This window comes from Tepidimonas sp. (genome assembly GCF_029335975.1).
In the GTDB taxonomy this organism is placed as follows: domain Bacteria; phylum Pseudomonadota; class Gammaproteobacteria; order Burkholderiales; family Burkholderiaceae_C; genus Tepidimonas.
The window spans coordinates 1-20,049 of the sequence record NZ_JARJMT020000062.1 but is presented as its reverse complement, the minus strand read 5'-3'; the positions used below and the strand labels follow the sequence as shown (position 1 = coordinate 20,049).

Here is a 20,049-nt window from a genome sequence, read left to right as displayed (position 1 = left end):
CGGACAGGAGATGCTGACATGAGCCAATCCAAAACCGCTTCCAAGTTGGTCGTCTTTGCCTTGGCGGCCATTGGCCTGCTGGTTCTGCCGCTGCTGCTGCAGGCCACGGGCAGCAACTCGTGGGTGCGCATCGTCGATGTCGCGCTGCTGTATGTGATGCTGGCGCTGGGCCTGAACATCGTGGTGGGCTATGCCGGCTTGCTCGACCTGGGCTTCATTGCTTTCTTCGCGGTCGGCGCCTACCTCTACAGCCTGTTGGCTTCCAGCCATCTGGCGGACAACTTCCCCGCGATTGCGGCCATGTTCCCCAACGGCATCCACCTCAGTTTCTGGATCGTCATCTTTCTGGCGGCCGTCTTGGCCGGCATGACCGGACTGATCCTGGGCTACCCGGTGCTCAAGCTGCGCGGCGACTACCTGGCCATCGTGACGCTGGGTTTCGGCGAGATCGTGCGCATCTTCATGCTCAACCTGGACCGCCCGATCAACCTGACCAACGGGCCCAAGGGCATTTCCGGTGTCGATGCGGTGACGGTCTTCGGCCACAACATGGGGCAGCGGCTGACGATCTCGTTCGGGGACTGGACCTACACCTTCGAGTCGGTGACGCTGTACTACTACTTGATCCTGTTCTTCGTCGTGATGACGGTGATCATCGCGCACCGCATGGGCAACTCCCGCATCGGGCGCGCGTGGATGGCCATCCGCGAGGACGAGATCGCCGCCAAGGCCATGGGCATCAACACCCGCAACCTCAAGCTCGCGGCCTTCGGCTCCAGCGCCACCTTCGGCGGCGTCGCGGGCGTGCTGTTTGCTTCGCTGATGCGTGGCGTCTATCCGGAGTCGTTCATCCTCATGGAGTCGGTCAAGTTCGTCGCAAATGTAGTGCTGGGTGGGCTGGGCCAAATCCCGGGCGTGATACTGGGCGCGCTGCTGCTGGCTGTCTTGGCAGAGCTGTTGCGCCACATGGCCGGGCCGCAGAACTATCTCACTGACGGCCGCTTGGCTCCTGAGATCCTGCGCCAGCTGCTCATCGCGCTGGCGATGATCATCGTCATGCTGCTGCGCCCGCGTGGCTTGTGGCCCGCGCCCGAGCACGGCAAGTCGCTGAGCAAGTGAGGAGCACCCCATGACAGACACCATTCTGAAAGTCAGCGGCGTCTCCAAGCGCTTCGGCGGCCTGCAGGCGCTGTCCGACGTCGGCATCGAAATCAAGCGTGGCCAGGTCTATGGCCTCATCGGCCCCAACGGCGCCGGCAAGACCACCTTCTTCAATGTGTTGACGGGCCTGTACACGCCCGACAGCGGCTCGTTCGAGCTGGCCGGGCAGCCCTACACGCCCACCGCGGTGCACGAGGTGGCCAAGGCCGGCATTGCGCGCACCTTCCAGAACATTCGGCTGTTTGCCGAAATGACAGTGCTGGAAAATGTCATGGTTGGCCGCCATGTGCGCACACGCTCGGGCATCTTCGGCGCGATTTTGCGCACCCGCCGCTTTCTGGCCGAGGAAAAAGCCATCGCCGAGCGTGCGATGGAACTGCTCGAGTACGTTGGCATCGCCAAATACGCCGATTACAAGGCGCGCACCCTGTCTTATGGCGACCAGCGCCGGCTGGAGATCGCGCGCGCCCTGGCCACCGACCCCAAGCTGATCGCGCTGGATGAGCCGGCCGCCGGCATGAACGCGACCGAGAAGGTGCAGCTGCGCGAGCTGATCGACCGCATCCGCCGCGACAACCGCACCATTTTGCTGATCGAGCACGACGTCAAGCTGGTCATGGGCTTGTGCGACCGCGTCACCGTGCTGGATTACGGTAAGCAGCTCGCCGAGGGCACGCCGGCCGAGGTGCAGAAGAACCCCAAGGTGATCGAGGCCTACCTGGGTACCGGAGGACACTGAGATGGCGAATACCCTGCTGAAAGTAACGGGCCTGAAGGTCTCGTACGGCGGTATCAAGGCGGTCAAGGGCATCGACCTGGAGGTGCGCGAGGGCGAACTGGTCACGCTGATCGGCTCCAATGGCGCGGGCAAGACCACGACCATGAAGGCCATCACTGGCTTGTTGCTGGCTGAAGGCGGTGACATCGTCTACCAAGGCCAGTCCATCCGCGGGGCGGGCTCCTGGGACCTGGTCAAGCGCGGCCTGGCCATGGTGCCGGAGGGGCGCGGCGTCTTCACGCGCATGACCATCACCGAAAACCTGCTCATGGGCGCCTATGTGCGCCGCGACAAGGCCGAGATCCAGCGCGACATCGATCGCATGTTCGAGCTGTTTCCGCGTTTGAAGGAGCGCCGCGATCAGCTTGCCGGCACCATGTCCGGCGGCGAGCAGCAGATGTTGGCGATGGCGCGCGCACTCATGAGTCGCCCCAAGCTGCTGCTGCTGGATGAGCCGTCGATGGGTCTGTCGCCGATCATGGTGGACAAAATCTTCGAGGTGGTGCGCGATGTGCACGCGCAGGGCATGACGGTGCTGCTGGTAGAGCAAAACGCCCGCCGCGCCCTGCAGGTGGCTGATCGCGGCTACGTGATGGATTCCGGGGAAATCATCATGCATGGCGAGGCCAAGGCCATGCTGGATGATCCGAAGGTGCGAGCGGCCTATCTCGGCGAAGCGGTCGTCTGACGGCCCGCCGTGCGTCCACGGCGTGCGCAGGCGTGGGCGGCCTACAATCGAGGGTTTTGCGGCATGGGCCGCAAAACCCTTTGTTTTTGCATCCCGGTGCTGCCATGACCGACCCCGTTCATCCTGCGCCCGCCGAGGCCCCGAGCGAAAATCAGCTCATCGCCGAGCGTCGCGAAAAACTCCAAGCGCTGCGTGCCGCTGCCGTGCAGGGTGCCGGGCCCGCGTTTCCCAACGATGTGCGGCCGCAGCACACGGCCGAGGCTTTGCAGGCCGAATACGGCCACATGAGCAACGAGATGCTCGAGCCGTTGCAGGCCCGCGTCAGTGTCGCGGGGCGAATGATGCTCAAGCGTGTCATGGGCAAGGCCAGTTTCGCCACCGTGCAGGACGCGTCCTTCGGCCCCACCGGCGGGCGCATACAGCTCTATCTGACCAAAGACATGCTGGGCGAGGCTGCCTACGACGCGTTCAAGCACTGGGACTTGGGCGACATCGTCTATGCCGAAGGTACCGTGTTCAAAACGCGCACGGGCGAGCTATCCGTCAAGGCTGACCGGCTGCGCCTGGTGGTCAAAAGCCTGCGCCCGCTGCCGGACAAATTCCACGGCATCCACGACCAGGAGCTGAAGTACCGCCAGCGCTATGTCGATCTCATGACCGATGTCGCGGCGCGCGAGCGCTTCGTCGCGCGCAGCCTGGCCGTCACCACCATCCGCGAATACATGGTGCGGCACGGCTTTCTGGAAGTCGAAACCCCCATGCTCCACCCCATCCCGGGCGGGGCCAACGCCAAGCCCTTCGTCACCCACCACAACGCGCTGGAGCAGGACATGTACCTGCGTATCGCGCCGGAGCTCTATCTCAAGCGCTTGTTGGTCGGGGGGTTCGACCGCGTCTTCGAGATCAACCGCAACTTTCGCAACGAGGGGATCAGCGTTCGCCACAACCCCGAGTTCACCATGATGGAGTTCTACGCGGCGTATTGGAACCATGTGGACTTGATGGCGTTTACCGAACAGATCATCCGCCACGTGGCCCGCAGCGTGTGCGGAGACGGCCGGCTCAGCTACCAGGGGCGGGACGTGGACCTGGAGGCCCCCTTCGAGCGCCTGACCATCCGCGAGGCCATTCTCAAGCACACCGACGCGGGCCAGCGGGTGGACGACCCGGCCTGGTTGCGTGAGCAGTTGCAGCGCCTGGGGCTGGACCCCGTCAAGGACCGGCTAGACAGCCGCAGCCTGGCCGGCCTGCAAGTGTTGTACTTCGAAGAGACGGTGGAGGACAAGCTTTGGCAGCCGACCTTCATTTGCAACCACCCCACCGAAATTTCGCCCCTGGCGCGCGCCAGCGATACCGACCCGACGATCACCGAGCGCTTTGAGCTCTACATCACCGGGCGTGAGGTGGGCAACGGCTTTTCGGAGCTCAACGACCCCGAAGACCAGGCCGCGCGCTTCCACGCCCAGGTAGCCAACAAAGACGCCGGCGACGACGAGGCCATGTACTTCGACGCCGACTACATCCGCGCCCTGGAATACGGCATGCCACCGGCCGGCGGCTGTGGCATCGGTATCGACCGCCTGGTCATGCTGCTGACCGACAGCCCCAGCATCCGCGACGTGATCCTGTTCCCCGCACTGCGGCGCGAAGGGTGAAAACTGGCTGTCAAACCGCAAAAAGTACATCAAAATTGGATGCGCCAGCAGCCGATCGCCACCCCCCGTGAGAGGCGGGGGCAAATCAAAAAAACCCTCAGCGACAATCGGTTAGGTGAACCCTGTGGCCAGAGGGTTGGCAGCTCAGCCAGTTGGCACGGTATGTGCTTTTAAGCAAACGTCAGGTGCCCAAATGGCACCAGGCAGAAAAGTGGTTCACACCTCATCCTTTAGGAGGATATTTTCATGAAACGCATGCAACGAGGCTTCACCCTGATCGAGCTGATGATCGTGGTGGCGATCATCGGCATCCTGGCCGCCATCGCGCTGCCGTCTTACCAAGACTACGTTGCCCGTAGCCAAGTGGCTGCAGGTTTGAGCGAAATCACTGGCGCTCGCTCCAATTACGAAGTGGCCGTCAATGAAGGACGCCCCGAAGAATTCTACACCCGTGCAAACATGGGCTTAGCGGAAACGACCGAGCGCTGCACGTTGGCCGTGAATGCTCCTAATGCTGGCGTTGCTGACGATGCGTTGACCTGCACGTTGCGCAACTCCAACCCCCGTGTCAATGGGGCGGTCGTTCGCCTGGGGCGTGCGGCTGACGGGGCTTGGACATGCACCATCGCCAATCGCCCGGGAAACTGGAAAGACAGCTATTATCCGGCTGGCTGTAGTGCTGGTACTTGATCATTGAACAAGCGATACGGATCTGAAAGAGTCAAAGCAAAAGGCCACGCTGTTCAGCGTGGTTTTTTTTGAATTCCGTCCCCTGCTGTCCGCTGGCGCGCGGCGACGCGACTGCTGCGACGCTAGAGGCTGCGCGGGATAATTCGGCGACGCTGAGGCCGTCGCTTGGCCGCCATTAGGGATGGCTCGACGGCGCCCTCAGGCGTAGACTTCCAGCGTCTTGCGCATTTTCTTCATCGCTGCCGCCTCGATCTGGCGGATGCGCTCGGCGCTGACGCCGTATTCGGCGGCCAGTTCGTGCAGGGTTTTGCCGCCGCTGCCGTCGTCGTTGACCTTGAGCCAGCGTTCGGTCACGATGCGCCGCGAGCGCTCGTCGAGTTGCGCCAGCGCATGCTCGATACCCTCCGAGCCCAAGCGCTCGCGCTCGCGCGCTTCCAGCACGGCGGTGGGTTCGTGGCGGTGGTCGGCCAGGTAGGCGATCGGGCCGTAGGCCTCGTCCCCGTCCTCATTGGGCAGGGGGTCCAGCACCACATCCGTGCCACCCAGGCGGGTCTCCATCTCGACCACATCCTCGCGCCGCACATTCAGTTCGCGCGCCACGACGTCGATTTCGGCCTCTGACAGGCGCTCGCGCGCGGCGTCCTCGTCCAGCGCATCGGCCTTGAAACCGCGCTTGAGCGCGCGCAGATTGAAAAACAGCTTGCGCTGGGCCTTGGTGGTGGCCACTTTGACCATGCGCCAGTTGCGCAGGATGAATTCGTGGATTTCGGCCTTGATCCAGTGCACCGCGTAGCTGACGAGCCGCACGCCTTGGGCAGGGTCGAAACGCTTGACCGCCTTCATCAGGCCGATGTTGCCTTCTTGGATCAAGTCGGCCTGGGGCAGGCCATAGCCCAAATATTGGCGCGAGATGGCCACCACCAGCCGCAGGTGGGACATCACCAGCTTGCCCGCGGCCTCCAGATCCTGGTGTTGGCGCCAGCGCTGGGCGCAGTCACGCTCTTCCTCTGCACTGAGCATCGGAATGCGGTTGACGGCGCTGATGTAGGCGTCCAGGTTGCCCAGCGGGGGCAGAGTCAGCGACGTGCTGGACCACGGCGCTGCCGGCGCCGTGTCGGAAGCAGGCGTGAGGGCAAGGGACATCGCAGTCATGGGCTCTCCTCTCCTGAAGCGGTGCTCATGTTAGCACTCTCTTGGATTGAGTGCTAATTGTGGAGTTCCCGTGTTCCTCGTTGCCGTCCAGCCGGGGGCGCGTGCCCTGTCAACAGGGATCTGTAAGGCCCCGGCTGCCTGGGTGGGGCAGGGTGCCTCCCTTTTGGCGTAAACTGATCGCATGGGTCGAGCATGCCGATGCGCGGCCCACCCCTGCGCCTGGCCGCAGCACATAGATAGGAGGCGTTGATGCCGGTGTTGACTTTGCAGCAGGCTGTGCGCGCCAATCCGGTGCTGGCCGATGTGGCTGAGCGTGCCTGGGCATCGCGGCGGCTGCTGCAGCGGGTGGCCGTGCATATGCCGCCGCTGTTGCGCGAGCGGGTGACCGCTGGGCCATTGGAGGATGGGACGTGGTGCTTGCTTGCGGCCAATCCGTCGGTGGCGGCCAAAGTGCGACAGCTCGCGCCAGTGTTGCTGGCGGCGGCGCGCTCTGCCGGGGGCGAGGTGCAGACCCTGCAGGTGCGGGTGTTGGGGCGCGCGGCGCCCGAGGCGTCCGCCCGGTAGCGCGGGGCATGCGGGGCTACAATGCCCGTTTGTCGGTCTCGGGTGCGCTGGCCCCCGAGCGCTGTGTCGTGGCGCTCTGCCGTTGGTGGGGCGATCCGAGAATTGCTTGAGCCGCGCCTGCCCCAGGCGGTCGCGCGGTGGGGTTTGTATGGCCATCCCGTTCCTGACCAAGATTTTCGGCAGCCGCAATGATCGGCTGCTCAAGGGTTACCGCAAGACGGTGGCGCGCATCAATGCGCTGGAGCCCACGTTTGCCGCGCTCAGCGACGAGCAGTTGCAGGCCAAGACGGCTGAGTTCCGCCAGCGGCTGGCCAACGGCGAGTCGCTCGACGCCCTGCTGCCCGAGGCGTTTGCCACGGTGCGCGAGGCCAGCAAGCGTGTCATGGGCATGCGCCACTTCGATGTGCAGTTGATGGGCGGGATCGCGCTGCACCAGGGCAAAATCGCCGAGATGCGCACCGGCGAGGGCAAGACGCTGACGGCGACGCTGCCGGTGTACCTCAATGCCCTGACGGGCAAGGGCGTGCATGTCGTCACCGTCAACGACTACCTGGCCAGCCGCGATGCCCAGTGGATGGGCAAGCTCTACCACTGGCTGGGCCTGAGCGTGGGGGTCAACCTGCCCCTGATGCCGCGCGAGCAGAAGCAGGCCGCCTACGCCGCCGACATCACCTACGGCACCAACAACGAATACGGCTTCGACTACCTGCGCGACAACATGGTGTACGAGGCGCGCGACCGGGTACAGCGCGGCCTGAATTACGCCATCGTGGACGAGGTGGACTCCATCCTCATCGACGAAGCGCGCACGCCGCTCATCATCAGTGGCCAGGCCGAAGACCACACCGAGCTGTACCAGCGCATCAAGACGCTGGTGCCTTCCCTGACTCGCCAAGAGGGGGAGGCCGACCCCCGCACCGGCGAGGGCATCATCACGCCGGGTGATTTCACGGTCGATGAAAAATCGCATCAGATTCATTTGACCGAGCAAGGGCACGAGCATGCCGAGCAACTGCTCGCACGCGCGGGGCTGCTGCCCGAGGGCGCGTCGCTGTACGACCCGGCCAATATCACGCTGCTGCACCATTTGGTGACGGCGCTCAAGGCTGAGCATCTGTACCACCGCGACCAGCATTACGTGGTGCAAAACGGCGAGATCGTCATCGTCGACGAGTTCACCGGCCGACTGATGGTCGGGCGACGCTGGAGTGATGGTCTGCATCAGGCGGTGGAAGCCAAGGAAGGCGTGGCCATCCAGCCCGAAAACCAGACCCTGGCGTCGATCACCTTCCAGAATTACTTCCGCCTGTACGGCAAATTGGCCGGTATGACCGGCACGGCCGACACCGAGGCGTACGAATTTCAGGAGATCTACGGCCTGGAGACGGTGGTCATCCCACCCAACCGGCCCAGCCAGCGCCGCGACGAGCAGGACCGCGTCTACAAGACTACCGCCGAGAAGTACCAGGCTGTCATTGCCGACATACGCGACTGCCACGAGCGCGGCCAGCCCGTGTTGGTGGGCACCTCGTCGATCGAGAACTCCGAGGTGATTGCCCAACTGCTGCAGCGCGAGGGACTGCCGCACGAGGTGCTCAATGCCAAGCAGCATGCGCGCGAGGCCGAGATCGTCGCCCAGGCCGGCCGCCCGGGGGCGATCACCATCGCCACCAACATGGCTGGCCGCGGCACCGATATCGTGCTTGGGGGCAACCTGGAAAAAATGATCGCCGCCATAGAGGCCGATGCCTCGCTGGACGAGGCCACGCGCGCCCAACGCATCGAGGCGCTGCGGGCACAGTGGCAAGCCGACCACGAGAAGGTCAAGCAGCTCGGCGGCCTGCGCATCATCGGTACCGAGCGGCACGAGAGCCGCCGCATCGACAACCAGTTGCGCGGCCGTGCCGGGCGGCAGGGCGACCCAGGTTCCAGCCGCTTCTATCTGAGTCTGGACGATCCGCTGATGCGCATCTTTGCTGGCGACCGGGTGCGCGCCATCATGGACCGCCTCAAGATGCCAGAGGGCGAGGCCATCGAGGCGGGCATCGTCACCCGCTCCATCGAGAGCGCGCCGCGCAAGGTCGTGGCGCGCAACTTCGACATCCGCAAACAGCTCTTGGAATACGACGATGTCGCCAACGACCAGCGCAAGGTCATCTACCAGCAGCGCAACGACATTCTGGATGCCCAGGATTTGTCGGCACAGGTGGCCGCGCTGCGTGAAGGCTGTTTGACCGATCTGGTGCGCCAGTATGTGCCGGCTGGCAGCGTGGAAGAGCAGTGGGATATAGCAGGCCTGCAACGGGCCCTGGCCGATGAGTACGGGCTGGCCGTCGATCTGGCTGGCGAGCTGGAGCGCGCCGAGGCCATGGACGACGAGGATATCGTGCGCCGGGTCGTCGAGGCGGGCCACGCCGCTTACGAAGCCAAGGTGGCCCTGGCTGGCCGGGCGGCGTTCACCCCTTTCGAGCGGGTGGTGCTGCTGCAAACCTTGGACAGCCACTGGCGCGACCATTTGAGCGCGCTGGACTACCTGCGCCAGGGTATCCATCTGCGCGGCTATGCGCAAAAGCAGCCCAAGCAGGAGTACAAACGCGAGGCGTTCCAGCTCTTTGCGCAGATGCTCGATGGCGTGCGCGATGAGGTCACGCGCGTGCTGATGAATGTGAAGGTGCAGTCCCCTGAGCAGGTGAGCGACGCAGCCGTGCGCCTGGAGCAAGACGCCGAACGCCTGAGCAACGTCACCTACACCGCGCCGACCGAAACCGGCGAAGCCCAAACCACCGCCGATGCGGGTTTGCTCAACAAGGCCCGGGCGGCCAACGTGCCGCGGGTGGGTCGCAACGATCCCTGTCCCTGTGGCAGCGGCAAGAAATACAAGCACTGCCATGGCAAGCTGAGCTAAGCCGCTGCCCAAGGAGATCACGATGGCCGTCAACTGGACCGCCCCCCAAGCCGCTGATTTGCTGCCCGTGCCCGGCCTGCGGCTGGGTGTGGCCGAGGCGCAGGTGCGCAAGCCCAATCGCAAAGATCTGACTGTCATGCTGCTGGAGGAAGGCAGCGTGGTTGGCGGGGTTTTCACGCGCAACCGCACCTGTGCTGCGCCCGTGCAGGTCTGCCGCGATCACCTGGCCGCAGGGCTGGGTATCCGGGCGCTGGTGGTCAACACCGGCTGCGCCAACGCCGGCACCGGTGAGCAGGGGCTGATCGATGCGCGCACGGTCTGCATCGCGCTGGCGCAGCGCCTCGGCGTGTCGCCGCAGCAGGTGCTGCCGTTTTCTACCGGCGTCATCATGGAGCCGCTGCCGGTGCAACGCATCATCGATGGGCTGCCAGCGGCGCTGGCCGACGCGGCGCAGGATGGCGCGCACTGGCTGCGTGCCGCCGAAGGCATCATGACCACCGACACCATACCCAAGGCTGCCAGTCGTCGGGTCACGATCGACGGCGTGCCGGTGACGGTCACTGGCATCGCCAAGGGTGCCGGCATGATTCGGCCCAACATGGCCACCATGCTCGGGTTCGTTGCCACCGATGCGCCGGTCGCCCCCGATCTGATCGGCGAGCTGGCCCGCCGTGCGGCCGATGGCTCGTTCAACCGCATCACGGTCGATGGCGACACCTCCACCAACGATTCGTTCATCGCGATGGCCACCGGCCGTGCGCCCCTGGAGCGCATCGAGACCCTTGACAGTCCCGCCGGCCAGGCGCTGCTGGCGGCGGTGACGGAGGTGGCGCGCACGCTGGCGCACGCCATCGTGCGCGATGGCGAGGGGGCGACCAAGTTCATCACCGTGCGCGTCGAGGGTGGACGCAATGCCCAAGAGTGCCTGCAGGTCGCCTATGCGATCGCGCACTCGCCGCTGGTCAAGACCGCGTTTTACGCCAGCGACCCCAACCTCGGCCGCATCCTGGCGGCAGTGGGCTACGCCGGCATCGATGACCTGGACCAGGGCTGCATCGAGCTGTTTCTGGACGATGTGCATGTGGTCACCCGCGGTGGACGTCACCCAGCCTACCGCGAGGAGGAGGGACAGCGTGTGATGAGACAAAGCGAGATCACGGTGCGGGTGGACCTGGGACGCGGTGCGGCCGCCGAAACCGTCTGGACCTGTGACCTGAGCCACGACTATGTCAGCATCAACGCCGACTACCGCAGCTAAGCCCGGGGCGATGAACGAGCGATTGCAACATCTGCTGATGCGCGCCGAGGCGCTGATCGACCGCATCGAGGCCATCCTGCCCCAACCGCTCACCCCACCGGACTGGGGGGCCTCGGTGGCGTTTCGCTACCGCAAACGTGGCGCGCACGGTGTGCTGGAACCGGTGCGGCATGTGGCGTCGATCCGGCTCGATGACCTGCAGGCCATCGATGACCAAAAGGCCAAGGTGCAGCGCAACCTGGAGCGCTTCGTGTGCGGTTTGCCGGCCAACAACGTGCTGCTGACCGGTGCGCGCGGCACGGGCAAGAGCTCGCTGATCAAGGCGTGCCTGAACGAATATGCGCCCCGCGGCCTGCGTCTGATCGAAGTGGACAAGGCCGATCTAACCGACCTGCCCGACCTCGTCGAGGTGGTGGCGCCACGGCCAGAGCGCTTTCTCGTCTTTTGTGACGACCTCAGCTTCGAGGAGGGTGAGCCGGGCTACAAGGCGCTCAAATCCATCCTGGACGGATCGGTGGCTGCGGCCACGCCCAATGTGCTGATCTGCGCCACCAGCAACCGTCGCCATTTGCTGCCGGAAAAGATGCGGGACAACCTTGCCGCCACCTACGGCGACGACGGCGAGCTGCACCCGGCCGAGGCGGTGGAGGAGAAGGTGTCGCTGTCGGAGCGCTTTGGCCTGTGGGTGAGCTTCTACCCCTTCGGCCAGGACGAATACTTGGCCGTCGTGCGGCAGTGGCTGGCCGCTTACGGTGTGCCCGAGGCCCAGTGGGACGAGGCACGCCGTGCGGCGCTGGTGTGGGCGCTGGAGCGCGGCGCGCGCAGCGGGCGCGTGGCCTACCAGTTTGCGCGCGACTGGGCGGGCCGTATGTCGCCGCAGGCCACATGACCGCGCCCGCTGCCGCAGTGGCGCTTGACGAGGTGCTGGTGGTCGATGCCGACCAGCCACGCGTACCCGGCCCACGCCCGGTGGTGGATGTGGCAGTCGGCGTGCTGATCGATCGCGAGGGTCGTTTTCTGCTGACCACCCGTCCGCCCGGCAAAGCCTACGCCGGGCACTGGGAGTTCCCCGGTGGCAAGCTGGAGCCGGGCGAGACGGTGGAGCAGGCGCTGCGCCGCGAGCTGCAGGAAGAAATCGGCGTGACGATCGGTGCCGCGCAGCCGTGGCGCGTGCTGGAAGCTGACTACCCGCACGCGCGCGTACGGCTGCATGTCTGCCGCGTGTTCGACTGGCACGGCGAGCTGCAGATGCGCGAGGGGCAGATGTTTGCGTGGCAGACGCAGCCAGTGACGGTGGCACCGGTGCTGCCCGGCACCTGGCCGCTGCTGCGCTGGATGGCGCAGGACGGCGACGCCGCGGCCGCCCAGCCGGCCAGGGCCTGATCCACTCACCGGAACAGGTGGCGGGGAATCCACCACAGGTAGAACACCATCCCCACCAATTCCACCAAGGATTGCAAGACGATGGTCAGGGCGACCAGCTCCCACCCTGCGGGCAGGGTCAGGGCAAATGGCAGCACGACGAAGGAATTGCGCGTACCCAGGCTGAAGGCGAGTGTGCGGCCCTGATCGCGCGGCAGTCGCATAAGCCGGGCCAGCGCCTTGGCGATGGCCCCGCCCAGCAGCAGAAAAGCGACGAAGACGGGAACCATCCCGGTCAGGTAGCCCAAAGCATCCCAGGCCGCATGGGCTTGAGCGCCCGCGATCAAAAAAACCACCACCGCCAGCAGCGGTACCGGCCACCACGCCAGGCGCTCCCGCCAGATGTGCCGTGCGGGTCGGGCTTCGATCCAGCATTCCGATATGGCGGCCAGCAACAAGGGGGTGGCCACCACCCCCAGGGCGGGGGCGAAATCCGCCAGCCCCCACCCCACGAGGGGCTGGACATCCAGCAGCAGCCACAGATACACCGGCAGCAGGGCCAGTTGCAGCAGCAGGTTGATGGGTGTGGTCGCGATGGCACGCGCGACATTGGCCCCACCCAATTGGCTGAAGGTGATGAACCAATCCGTGCAGGGCACGAGCAACACCATGGCTACGCCCAGGCGCAGCCCAGGGTCGGGCGGCAGCCAGGCCAGCAGCGCTGCTACCACAGCCGGTACGACCACGAAGTTGCCCATCAGCATCGCCGTGATGAAACGGTGGTCGCGAAAGGCATCGCGCACATGCCACAGGGGCACCTGAACGAAAGTCGCATACAGCAGCAACGCCAGTGTGGGCCACAAGCATGCCTCCAGCACGGGGGCGATGTGGGGCCAGGCACCACCGACGAGCAGACCTGCCGCAATGGCCACCGCATAGATCCCTACCTGATAGCGTTCGAGGACGAGGCGATTCACGGCGCAGCCCGTGCGGTCACGAAAATTGGGGGCCGTCGGGCAGTTCGCCCGGATCGGGAGGCGCCGGGTCGGGCACGCGAAAGCGTTCACTGGCCCAAGCGCCCAGGTCCAGTTGTTTGCAGCGCTCGCTGCAAAAAGGGCGCCAGGGATTGTCTGGCGCGTAGCGCGAGGGGCCCCCACAGGCGGGGCAGGTGACGATGCGGGCGGCAAAAGGCTGCGTCATCGGGGCACTGGACGGCATCAGGCACACAGATGGACCTCGAATTCGGCCTCGGCGTCGGCGGCGTGTTCCAGCCGGCCATCGTCGGTGCGCCGCAGCAGCCGCACCGAAAACAGCAGACGGTTGCCGCTGATCTCGGGGATCAGCTGCAGCGCAGGGTCCATCCGCACACGCAACAATTGGAAGGTGCGGCTTTGCGGCAGGCTTTGCTGATACTGGCCCCGTGTGGCATAAACCTTTTGCGCCAGGCCCGATTCGCGCAGCAGCCGCAGCAGCAGATGCACTGGCTCGGCCAGGCAGGCGATCTCGCCCGACCAACGGGCCAGGTCGGCTTGCCGTTGCTCGACGGGGCGGTGCTGCCAGTCGTGATAAGCCGGCAGGTCGAACTCGCACGTGCCGCCTGGGATGGCGATGCGGTTGCGGATGGCCATCAGCCACTCAATACCAGCCAGGGCATGGCCAGCCTTACCTTCGTTATCGCGCAGGGCGGCGTAGCAGCTGTCGATGTGAGCGATGAGCTGATCCAGCGCGGCCTCGGAAATGGCCGGGTTGCCCCGGTAGCCGTTGAAGACCTGTTTGTGGCGGTCCAGGTCTTTCAGGATCTCGGTTTTGAGGTCGGCGCGCGCGCCAACGTCCATGATTTCGAACAGCGTCTGGATGGCATAGTGGTGATCCAGCGCATGGGTGCGCGCCAACAGTTCCGCAAGCCGGTGCAGCAGGTGCTCCAGGCGCAGGTAGGTGCGAATGCGCTCGTTGAAGGGATATTCGTACAGGATCACACAGGCATCATAGCGGCAATCCCCGCGCTGCCCACGCGCGCTGCACGCGCTGGCGCAAGGTGTCCAGATCCACGTCGTCGTTGTCGATCACCACATCGGCCGCAGCGAGTCGTTCGGCCCGGCTGGCCTGCTGCGACAGCACGGCCAGCACCTGTTCGCGCGGCCATCCGTTGCGGGCCATGACACGGCGGATTTGCGTCTGCGGCGTGCAGTCGACGACCCACACCCGATCGCAGCGCTGCCGCCAGGCCGCCGATTCCACCAACAGCGGCAAGTCCAGCACGATCGCGTCGGCCGTGCAGGCAGCGACACGGCGGTCGATCTCGGCCTGCACCAGAGGATGGATGATGGCTTCCAACTGCGCCTTGGCATCGGCGTCGCTGAACACCCGCGCGCGCAGGCGCTCGCGGTCCAGTGCGCCCGCGGGCGTGATGAAGCGATCGCCGAAGACCTGTCGGATCGGCTCGATCGCGGCGCCGCCCGCTGCGGTGCTGGCGCGGGAGAGGGCATCGGCGTCTACCACGGTCGCGCCCAGCTCGGCGAGCATGGCCGCGACGGTGCTTTTGCCGCTGCCGATTCCGCCGGTCAGTCCGATGCGCAGCGGCCCGCCCATCACAACCCCAGCATATCCAGCAGGCGCTGTCGATCAATCCCCCACGCCAGCAGTCCGCCAAAGGCCAGGAAAGGCCCAAACGGCACATAGCGGCCTTCGCGCAGGGCGCTGGACGCCTTCATCGCCAGCCCGACCACGGCGCCCAAGGTCGAGGCCGCCAGCACGAGCGGGATGAGGGCCTGCCAGCCCAGCCATGCCCCCAGCGCGGCGAGCAGCTTGAAGTCGCCGTAGCCCATGCCCTCTTTGCCGGTGAGCAGTTTGAATGCCCAGTAGATGCTCCACAGCGACAGATAACCGGCGACGGCGCCCCACAACGCATCGGTCAGGCCGATGCCGCTCAGGCCGGTGGCCGCTGCGATCAGACCAGCCCAGATTAGCGGCAGCGTGATGTCGTCTGGCAGCAAGGTGGTGTCCCAGTCGATGAAGGCCAAGGCCAGTATGGCGGCCATGAAACCCCACCAGGCGACGGTGGCTGCGCTGGCGCCGTGACGGGCGAACACGACGGCGAACGCCAAGCCGGTCAGCAGCTCGACCAACGGATACCGCCAAGCGATACGCGCCCCGCACGCAGCACAGCGCCCGCGCAGCACCAGCCAACTCAGTACGGGGATGTTGTGATACCAGCGGATGGGCGTCTGGCACGCAGGGCAATGCGACCCCGGCGCCAAAAGGTCGTAGCGCATCGGGGCCGCGGCGGCACTGTCCCCCAGTTCGCCGGCAGCGGATGTTTGCAGCGCGGCGCACTCGGCGGCCCAGCGCCGCTCCAACATCCGCGGCAGGCGATGGATCACCACGTTGAGGAAGCTGCCGACGATCAGGCCCAGCGCGGCGGAGACGACCCATCCCCAGGGATCGGGCAAGGCGGAAAGGTTGAGAGCAGACATGCGCTTGACGCTTGCAGCGGATCAAAACGAATGCCCACAGTGTATCGGGAAGGTCGGCTCAACCCCGCCCACGCGATGGCTGCTCGTCCAAATGAGAGCACGAAGCAAAGCCGACCATGCCGCTCGATGTGAAATCATGCACGCCGTTTCATCATCCGCGCCGCGCTGCAGCGGCTACGGCCGTCATATTGAGCACGCGCCGAACGGTGGCCGCCGGGGTCAGGATGTACGCGGGGGCGCGCACGCCCATCAAAATCGGTCCCACCGTCACGCCCCCACTGGTGGTGGTCTTCATAACGTTGTACAGAATATTGGCGGCATCCAGATTGGGACACACCAGCAAATTGGCACGGCCGCTCAACGTCGAGTCGGCTAAAAAGCGCGCGCGGATTTCGGGCTCCAGCGCGGCGTCGCCGTGCAGTTCGCCGTCTGATTCGATCTCGGGATGTGCAGCCACGAACAGGTCGCGCGCCGCGCGCATTTTGCGCGCGCTGGCCCGTTTGGAAGAACCAAAGGTGGAATGTGACAAAAATGCGACCTTGGGTACGATGCCAAAGCGCTGCACCTGCTGCGTTGCCATCCAGGCGATCTCGGCCAATTGCTCAGCGCAGGGGTCTTCGTTGACATAGGTGTCGGTGATGAAGATCGGTCCGCGGTCGGTGTTGACGGCATTGAGCGCGGCATACAAGGACGCGCCGGGCGCCCGGCCCAACACCGCGTCGATGCGCTCCAGATGCGTGGTGTACATGCCCACCAGTCCGCAGATGAGCGCGTCTGCATCGCCTAGGTGCACCATCAACGCGCCGATCAGGGTGTTGGAGCGGCGCACGGCCGCCTTGGCCACCTCCGGGGTGGCGCCGTCGCGCTTCATGAGCCGATGGTAGGCCTCCCAGTACTGGCGAAAGCGGGGATCATCCTCGGGATTGACATTCTCCACATCGACGCCCAGGCGCAGGTGCAGCCCCGCTTTGCGAATGCGCGCCTCGATGACCGCAGGACGCCCGATCAGGATCGGCTGGGCGATGCCTTCTTCCAATGCCAGTTGGGCCGCGCGCAGGGCCCGCTCGTCTTCGCCGTCCGCATAGGCTACGCGGGCCTTCGGCGCCACGGCTTTGGCGGCGTTGAAGATCGGCTTCATCAGAATGCCCGTCTGGTAAACGAAGCGCTGCAAGCTCTCGCGATAGGCCTCGAGATCGGCGATCGGGCGCGCGGCGACATGCGACGCCGCTGCCGCCTGGGCCACCGCTGGCGCAATGCGCAGGATCAGCCGACTGTCGAATGGTTTGGGGATGAGATAGTCGGGACCAAAGCGCAGCTCCTGCCCGGCGTAGGCGCTGGCCACCTCGTCGCTGATCTCGGCCTTGGCAAGGGCCGCAATCTCGCGCACGCAGGCCAGCTTCATCGCCTCGGTGATTCGGGTGGCGCCGCAATCGAGCGCCCCGCGAAAGATATACGGAAAGCACAGGACGTTGTTGACCTGGTTGGGATAGTCGCTGCGCCCGGTGGCGATGATGCAGTCGGGACGAGCGGCTTTGGCGACCTCGGGGCGGATTTCCGGCTCGGGGTTGGCCAGCGCCAGAATGACTGGCCGCTCAGCCATGGTCTGCACCATCTCGGCGGTCAAAACCCCCGGCGCCGAGCAGCCCAAAAATACGTCGGCATCGCGCACCGCATCGGCCAGTGTGCGCGCCGCGGTCGCGCGGCAGTAACGGCGCTTGGATTCGTCCAGCCGGTCGGCTAGGGCGTCCTCGCGCTGGTCATGAATCACGCCCTTGGAGTCGCACACCAGGATCTGCTCAGGCCGCGCCCCAAGCGCCACGAACAAATCCAGTACCGCGATCGCGGCCGCCCCCGCGCCACTGACCGCAATGCGCACATCGCCAATGGCCTTGCCGATCAGCTCCAACGCATTGATCAGCGCCGCCGAGGCGATGATCGCCGTGCCATGCTGGTCGTCGTGGAATACGGGGATCTGCATGCGCTCGCGCAACCGACGCTCGATGTAGAAACACTCGGGCGCCTTGATGTCCTCCAAGTTGATACCTCCGAGCGTCGGCTCCAGCGCGGCGATGATCTCCACCAGCTTGTCCGGGTCCTTTTCGTTGAGTTCGATGTCAAAGACATCGATGCCGGCGAATTTTTTGAACAGACAGCCCTTGCCCTCCATCACCGGTTTGCTGGCCAACGGACCGATATCGCCCAGGCCCAGCACGGCGGTGCCGTTGGTGACCACGCCGACTAGGTTGCCGCGGCTGGTGTACTCGGCGGCTTGGTTGGGGTCGGCTGCGATCGCGAGGCACGGATAGGCCACGCCTGGGGAGTAGGCCAGGCTCAGGTCGCGCTGGTTGGACAGCGCTTTCGTCGGTGTGACAGAGACCTTGCCCCGGGTCGGGGTGCGGTGGTATTCGAGTGCGGCATCGCGCAGGGCTTGTTCGGCGGGGGTCATGGTGGCGTGTGGCGCAATGGACGAAAAGACGAGAGGACGGCTCGCGCCTGGTGGGGCCCCAGGCCGTGCAGCGTCACACTTCAAGTGTAGCGAGCACACGCCGAGGCAAAGATCACTACAATGTTACTGCTGTGAAGACTGTTGTCCGTCATCGCCGTTGGCTGCTGGGGTTGGTCATCCTGGCGTTGCTGTGGGCCGCGCTGGCGCCCACGCTGGCCCGGGCGTGGGCGGGCGAGTCGCGCACTGCCGAGCGGATTCAGATCTGCACCAGCACCGGTATGGCGTGGGTGACGCCAGAAGCGGCGGTCGACGCCGATCCGAACGACGGCGCCGCCGACGCCATCGTCTGCGAATGGTGCTTGCTTCACGGGGGCTCAGGTTGGGCGCCATCCGAGTTGCGCGTCGGTCTGCCGCCCAGCGTTGATTCGGCGCTGCCTGATCCCCAGACGGGACATGCGGCGGTCCCGCCCCTGATTTGGTGGCGGCCGCAACCGCACGCGCCCCCGCTCCTGTCCGTCTGACGCTGCGCCGCGCGCGGGCCTTCGTGGCTCGCCGCAGCGCTGCCGCCGTGGCGCCCCGCCCCCGGAGCGTCCCGCCCTCGTGTCACGACCTTCAGGAGATTCTTTTCCGATGCATCGAGATAGAACCGCTTGCATGCCCCGTCGCCAATGGCTGGGGCTGTCTGCCCTGGCGCTGGCGGTGGCGGCTATCCCATGGCTGGCTGGCTGTGAGGGCGGCTCCAACCGCTCCGCCCTGCGCGGCATCGACGTCACCGGCGCGCCGTATGGCCGCACGCTGTCGCTGACCGACCAATATGGCCAGCGTCGCACGCTGCAGGACTTCCGCGGCAAGGTGGTGATGCTGTACTTCGGCTTCGTGCAGTGCCCAGACGTTTGTCCGACGGCGCTGGCGCGCGCGGTGGAGGTGATGCAACGCTTGGGGCCCGACGCCGAGCGGGTGCAACTGCTGTTTGTCACCGTCGATCCGGAGCGCGACACCCCGGCGCTGCTGCGCGAGTACATGGCGGCGTTTCATCCGGCTTTTCTGGGGCTGACCGGCACGCCAGAGGAGATCGCCACGGCCGCGCGCGAGTTTAAGGTCTACTACGCCAAGGTGCCCACCGGCAGCAGCTACACCATGGACCACTCGGCGCAAACTTACCTGATCGACCCCCAGGGCCGTCTGCGCATCGTGCTCAAACACGAGCAGACCGCCGACGACTACGCGCACGACATCGCATGGTTGCTGCGCGAGGGCGCGTGATGTCCATCCGTTCTGTTTTCAACCCCCCCCTCTCGCAAAGGAGACCCGACCATGTCCCGCAATCTGATCCGCCGCGCTGCCGCTGGTATGCTGCTGACCCTGGGCGCTGCCGCTTGGGCGCAGACTGTCAAGATCGATGAGCCCTGGGTGCGCGGCACGGTCGCGCAGCAAAAAGCCACCGGTGCTTTTATGCGCCTGACCGCGCCGGAGCCGATGCGGCTGGTGGCCGGCGACTCGCCGGTGGCCGGCGTCGTCGAGATCCACGAGATGGCGATGGAGGGCGATATGATGCGCATGCGCGCCATCCCCGGGTTGGCGTTGCCGGCAGGCCGGCCGGTGGAGCTCAAGCCAGGGGGCTACCATGTGATGCTGATTGACCACAAGCGCCCGCTGGCGGGCGGCGAGACGGTGCCCCTGACGCTGGTGTTCGAAAACGCCGCGGGTCAGCGCGTGCGTCAAGAGGTCCAGGCCAAGGTGATGGGACTGGGCGCGCAGGGCGGCGCCATGGGGGGCGGCTCGCACGGCGGCCACCGGCACTGATGGGCTAACCCGCTGCGGACTTTCCCCTGTTACGACCCAATCGCCCCTTCCAACTTCCAGACTTCTTCGTTTTCACTCAGGCACTCAAGGAGAGATAACCATGCACATCCACTT

20 protein-coding genes are annotated in these 20,049 nt (G+C 65.5%); 13 read left to right on the top strand and 7 right to left on the bottom strand.

What is annotated here, in order from left to right:
• Positions 1-18 precede the first annotated feature (18 nt).
• The 5 genes from P3W97_RS03340 to P3W97_RS03320 all read left to right on the top strand — a co-directional run bounded on the left by P3W97_RS03340 (position 19) and on the right by P3W97_RS03320 (position 4,972).
• Positions 19-1,119: an ABC transporter ATP-binding protein gene (locus P3W97_RS03340; protein WP_300843770.1), complete on the top strand. Its 1,101-nt coding sequence runs from the start codon at positions 19-21 to the stop codon at positions 1,117-1,119.
• Between the two features lie 10 nt (positions 1,120-1,129).
• Positions 1,130-1,900 (top strand): ABC transporter ATP-binding protein, encoded by a 771-nt coding sequence (locus P3W97_RS03335; RefSeq protein ID WP_300843768.1) that lies wholly within the window; start codon positions 1,130-1,132, stop codon positions 1,898-1,900.
• A gap of 1 nt (position 1,901) precedes the next feature.
• A complete protein-coding gene (locus P3W97_RS03330) occupies positions 1,902-2,627 on the top strand; it encodes an ABC transporter ATP-binding protein (RefSeq protein ID WP_300843766.1) in 726 nt (241 codons plus the stop codon).
• A 104-nt stretch (positions 2,628-2,731) separates the two neighbouring features.
• The gene (gene lysS, locus P3W97_RS03325) at positions 2,732-4,282 is read left to right on the top strand and encodes a lysine--tRNA ligase (protein WP_300843764.1); all 1,551 of its coding nucleotides are present in this window, start codon (positions 2,732-2,734) and stop codon (positions 4,280-4,282) included.
• Positions 4,283-4,528: 246 nt separating this feature from the next.
• Positions 4,529-4,972, top strand: coding sequence for a pilin (locus P3W97_RS03320; RefSeq protein WP_300843762.1), 444 nt, complete (start codon positions 4,529-4,531; stop codon positions 4,970-4,972).
• 198 nt (positions 4,973-5,170) lie between these two features.
• On the opposite strand, the gene rpoH is transcribed toward P3W97_RS03320, so the two are convergent.
• Positions 5,171-6,115 (bottom strand): RNA polymerase sigma factor RpoH, encoded by a 945-nt coding sequence (gene rpoH, locus P3W97_RS03315; protein WP_300843784.1) that lies wholly within the window; start codon positions 6,113-6,115, stop codon positions 5,171-5,173.
• Between the two features lie 258 nt (positions 6,116-6,373).
• Here rpoH and P3W97_RS03310 point away from each other — a divergent pair, with 258 nt between their 5' ends.
• The 5 genes from P3W97_RS03310 (at position 6,374) to P3W97_RS03290 (ending at position 12,234) form a co-directional block, all read left to right on the top strand.
• Entirely contained in the window at positions 6,374-6,688 is a 315-nt protein-coding gene (locus P3W97_RS03310) for a DciA family protein (RefSeq protein WP_300843760.1), read from the top strand.
• A gap of 148 nt (positions 6,689-6,836) precedes the next feature.
• A complete protein-coding gene (gene secA, locus P3W97_RS03305; protein WP_300843758.1) occupies positions 6,837-9,593 on the top strand; it encodes a preprotein translocase subunit SecA in 2,757 nt (918 codons plus the stop codon).
• Positions 9,594-9,615: 22 nt separating this feature from the next.
• Positions 9,616-10,851: a bifunctional glutamate N-acetyltransferase/amino-acid acetyltransferase ArgJ gene (gene argJ / locus P3W97_RS03300; protein WP_300843756.1), complete on the top strand. Its 1,236-nt coding sequence runs from the start codon at positions 9,616-9,618 to the stop codon at positions 10,849-10,851.
• 10 nt (positions 10,852-10,861) lie between these two features.
• Positions 10,862-11,740, top strand: a complete 879-nt coding sequence (locus tag P3W97_RS03295) for an ATP-binding protein (protein ID WP_300843754.1) — start codon at positions 10,862-10,864, stop codon at positions 11,738-11,740.
• On the top strand, positions 11,737-12,234 hold the full coding sequence (locus P3W97_RS03290) for an NUDIX domain-containing protein (RefSeq protein WP_300843752.1): 498 nt from the start codon (positions 11,737-11,739) through the stop codon (positions 12,232-12,234). The genes P3W97_RS03295 and P3W97_RS03290 overlap by 4 nt, the downstream gene beginning before the upstream one ends.
• A gap of 5 nt (positions 12,235-12,239) precedes the next feature.
• Here the strand turns inward: P3W97_RS03290 and P3W97_RS03285 are convergent, their stop codons facing one another.
• The 6 genes from P3W97_RS03285 to P3W97_RS03260 form a co-directional block, all read right to left on the bottom strand.
• Positions 12,240-13,190, bottom strand: a complete 951-nt coding sequence (locus P3W97_RS03285) for an arsenic resistance protein (protein WP_300843750.1) — start codon at positions 13,188-13,190, stop codon at positions 12,240-12,242.
• Positions 13,191-13,206: 16 nt separating this feature from the next.
• Positions 13,207-13,413, bottom strand: coding sequence for a DNA gyrase inhibitor YacG (locus P3W97_RS03280; protein WP_300843749.1), 207 nt, complete (start codon positions 13,411-13,413; stop codon positions 13,207-13,209).
• A 17-nt stretch (positions 13,414-13,430) separates the two neighbouring features.
• Entirely contained in the window at positions 13,431-14,189 is a 759-nt protein-coding gene (zapD, locus tag P3W97_RS03275; RefSeq protein WP_300843747.1) for a cell division protein ZapD, read from the bottom strand.
• A 7-nt stretch (positions 14,190-14,196) separates the two neighbouring features.
• The gene (gene coaE / locus P3W97_RS03270) at positions 14,197-14,802 is read right to left on the bottom strand and encodes a dephospho-CoA kinase (protein ID WP_300843744.1); all 606 of its coding nucleotides are present in this window, start codon (positions 14,800-14,802) and stop codon (positions 14,197-14,199) included.
• Complete coding sequence (locus P3W97_RS03265; RefSeq protein ID WP_300843742.1) at positions 14,802-15,686, bottom strand: A24 family peptidase; 885 nt, start codon at positions 15,684-15,686, stop codon at positions 14,802-14,804. Before P3W97_RS03265 ends, coaE begins: the two co-directional genes overlap by 1 nt.
• 151 nt (positions 15,687-15,837) lie before the next feature.
• A complete protein-coding gene (locus P3W97_RS03260; protein WP_300843740.1) occupies positions 15,838-18,132 on the bottom strand; it encodes an NADP-dependent malic enzyme in 2,295 nt (764 codons plus the stop codon).
• 131 nt (positions 18,133-18,263) lie between these two features.
• Between P3W97_RS03260 and P3W97_RS03255 the strand changes: the two genes are divergently transcribed.
• The 3 genes from P3W97_RS03255 to P3W97_RS03245 all read left to right on the top strand — a co-directional run bounded on the left by P3W97_RS03255 (position 18,264) and on the right by P3W97_RS03245 (position 19,935).
• A complete protein-coding gene (locus tag P3W97_RS03255) occupies positions 18,264-18,653 on the top strand; it encodes a DUF2946 family protein (protein ID WP_300843738.1) in 390 nt (129 codons plus the stop codon).
• Positions 18,654-18,786: 133 nt separating this feature from the next.
• Positions 18,787-19,395: an SCO family protein gene (locus P3W97_RS03250; RefSeq protein WP_300843736.1), complete on the top strand. Its 609-nt coding sequence runs from the start codon at positions 18,787-18,789 to the stop codon at positions 19,393-19,395.
• A 51-nt stretch (positions 19,396-19,446) separates the two neighbouring features.
• Complete coding sequence (locus tag P3W97_RS03245) at positions 19,447-19,935, top strand: copper chaperone PCu(A)C (protein ID WP_300843734.1); 489 nt, start codon at positions 19,447-19,449, stop codon at positions 19,933-19,935.
• Positions 19,936-20,049: the final 114 nt, after the last annotated feature.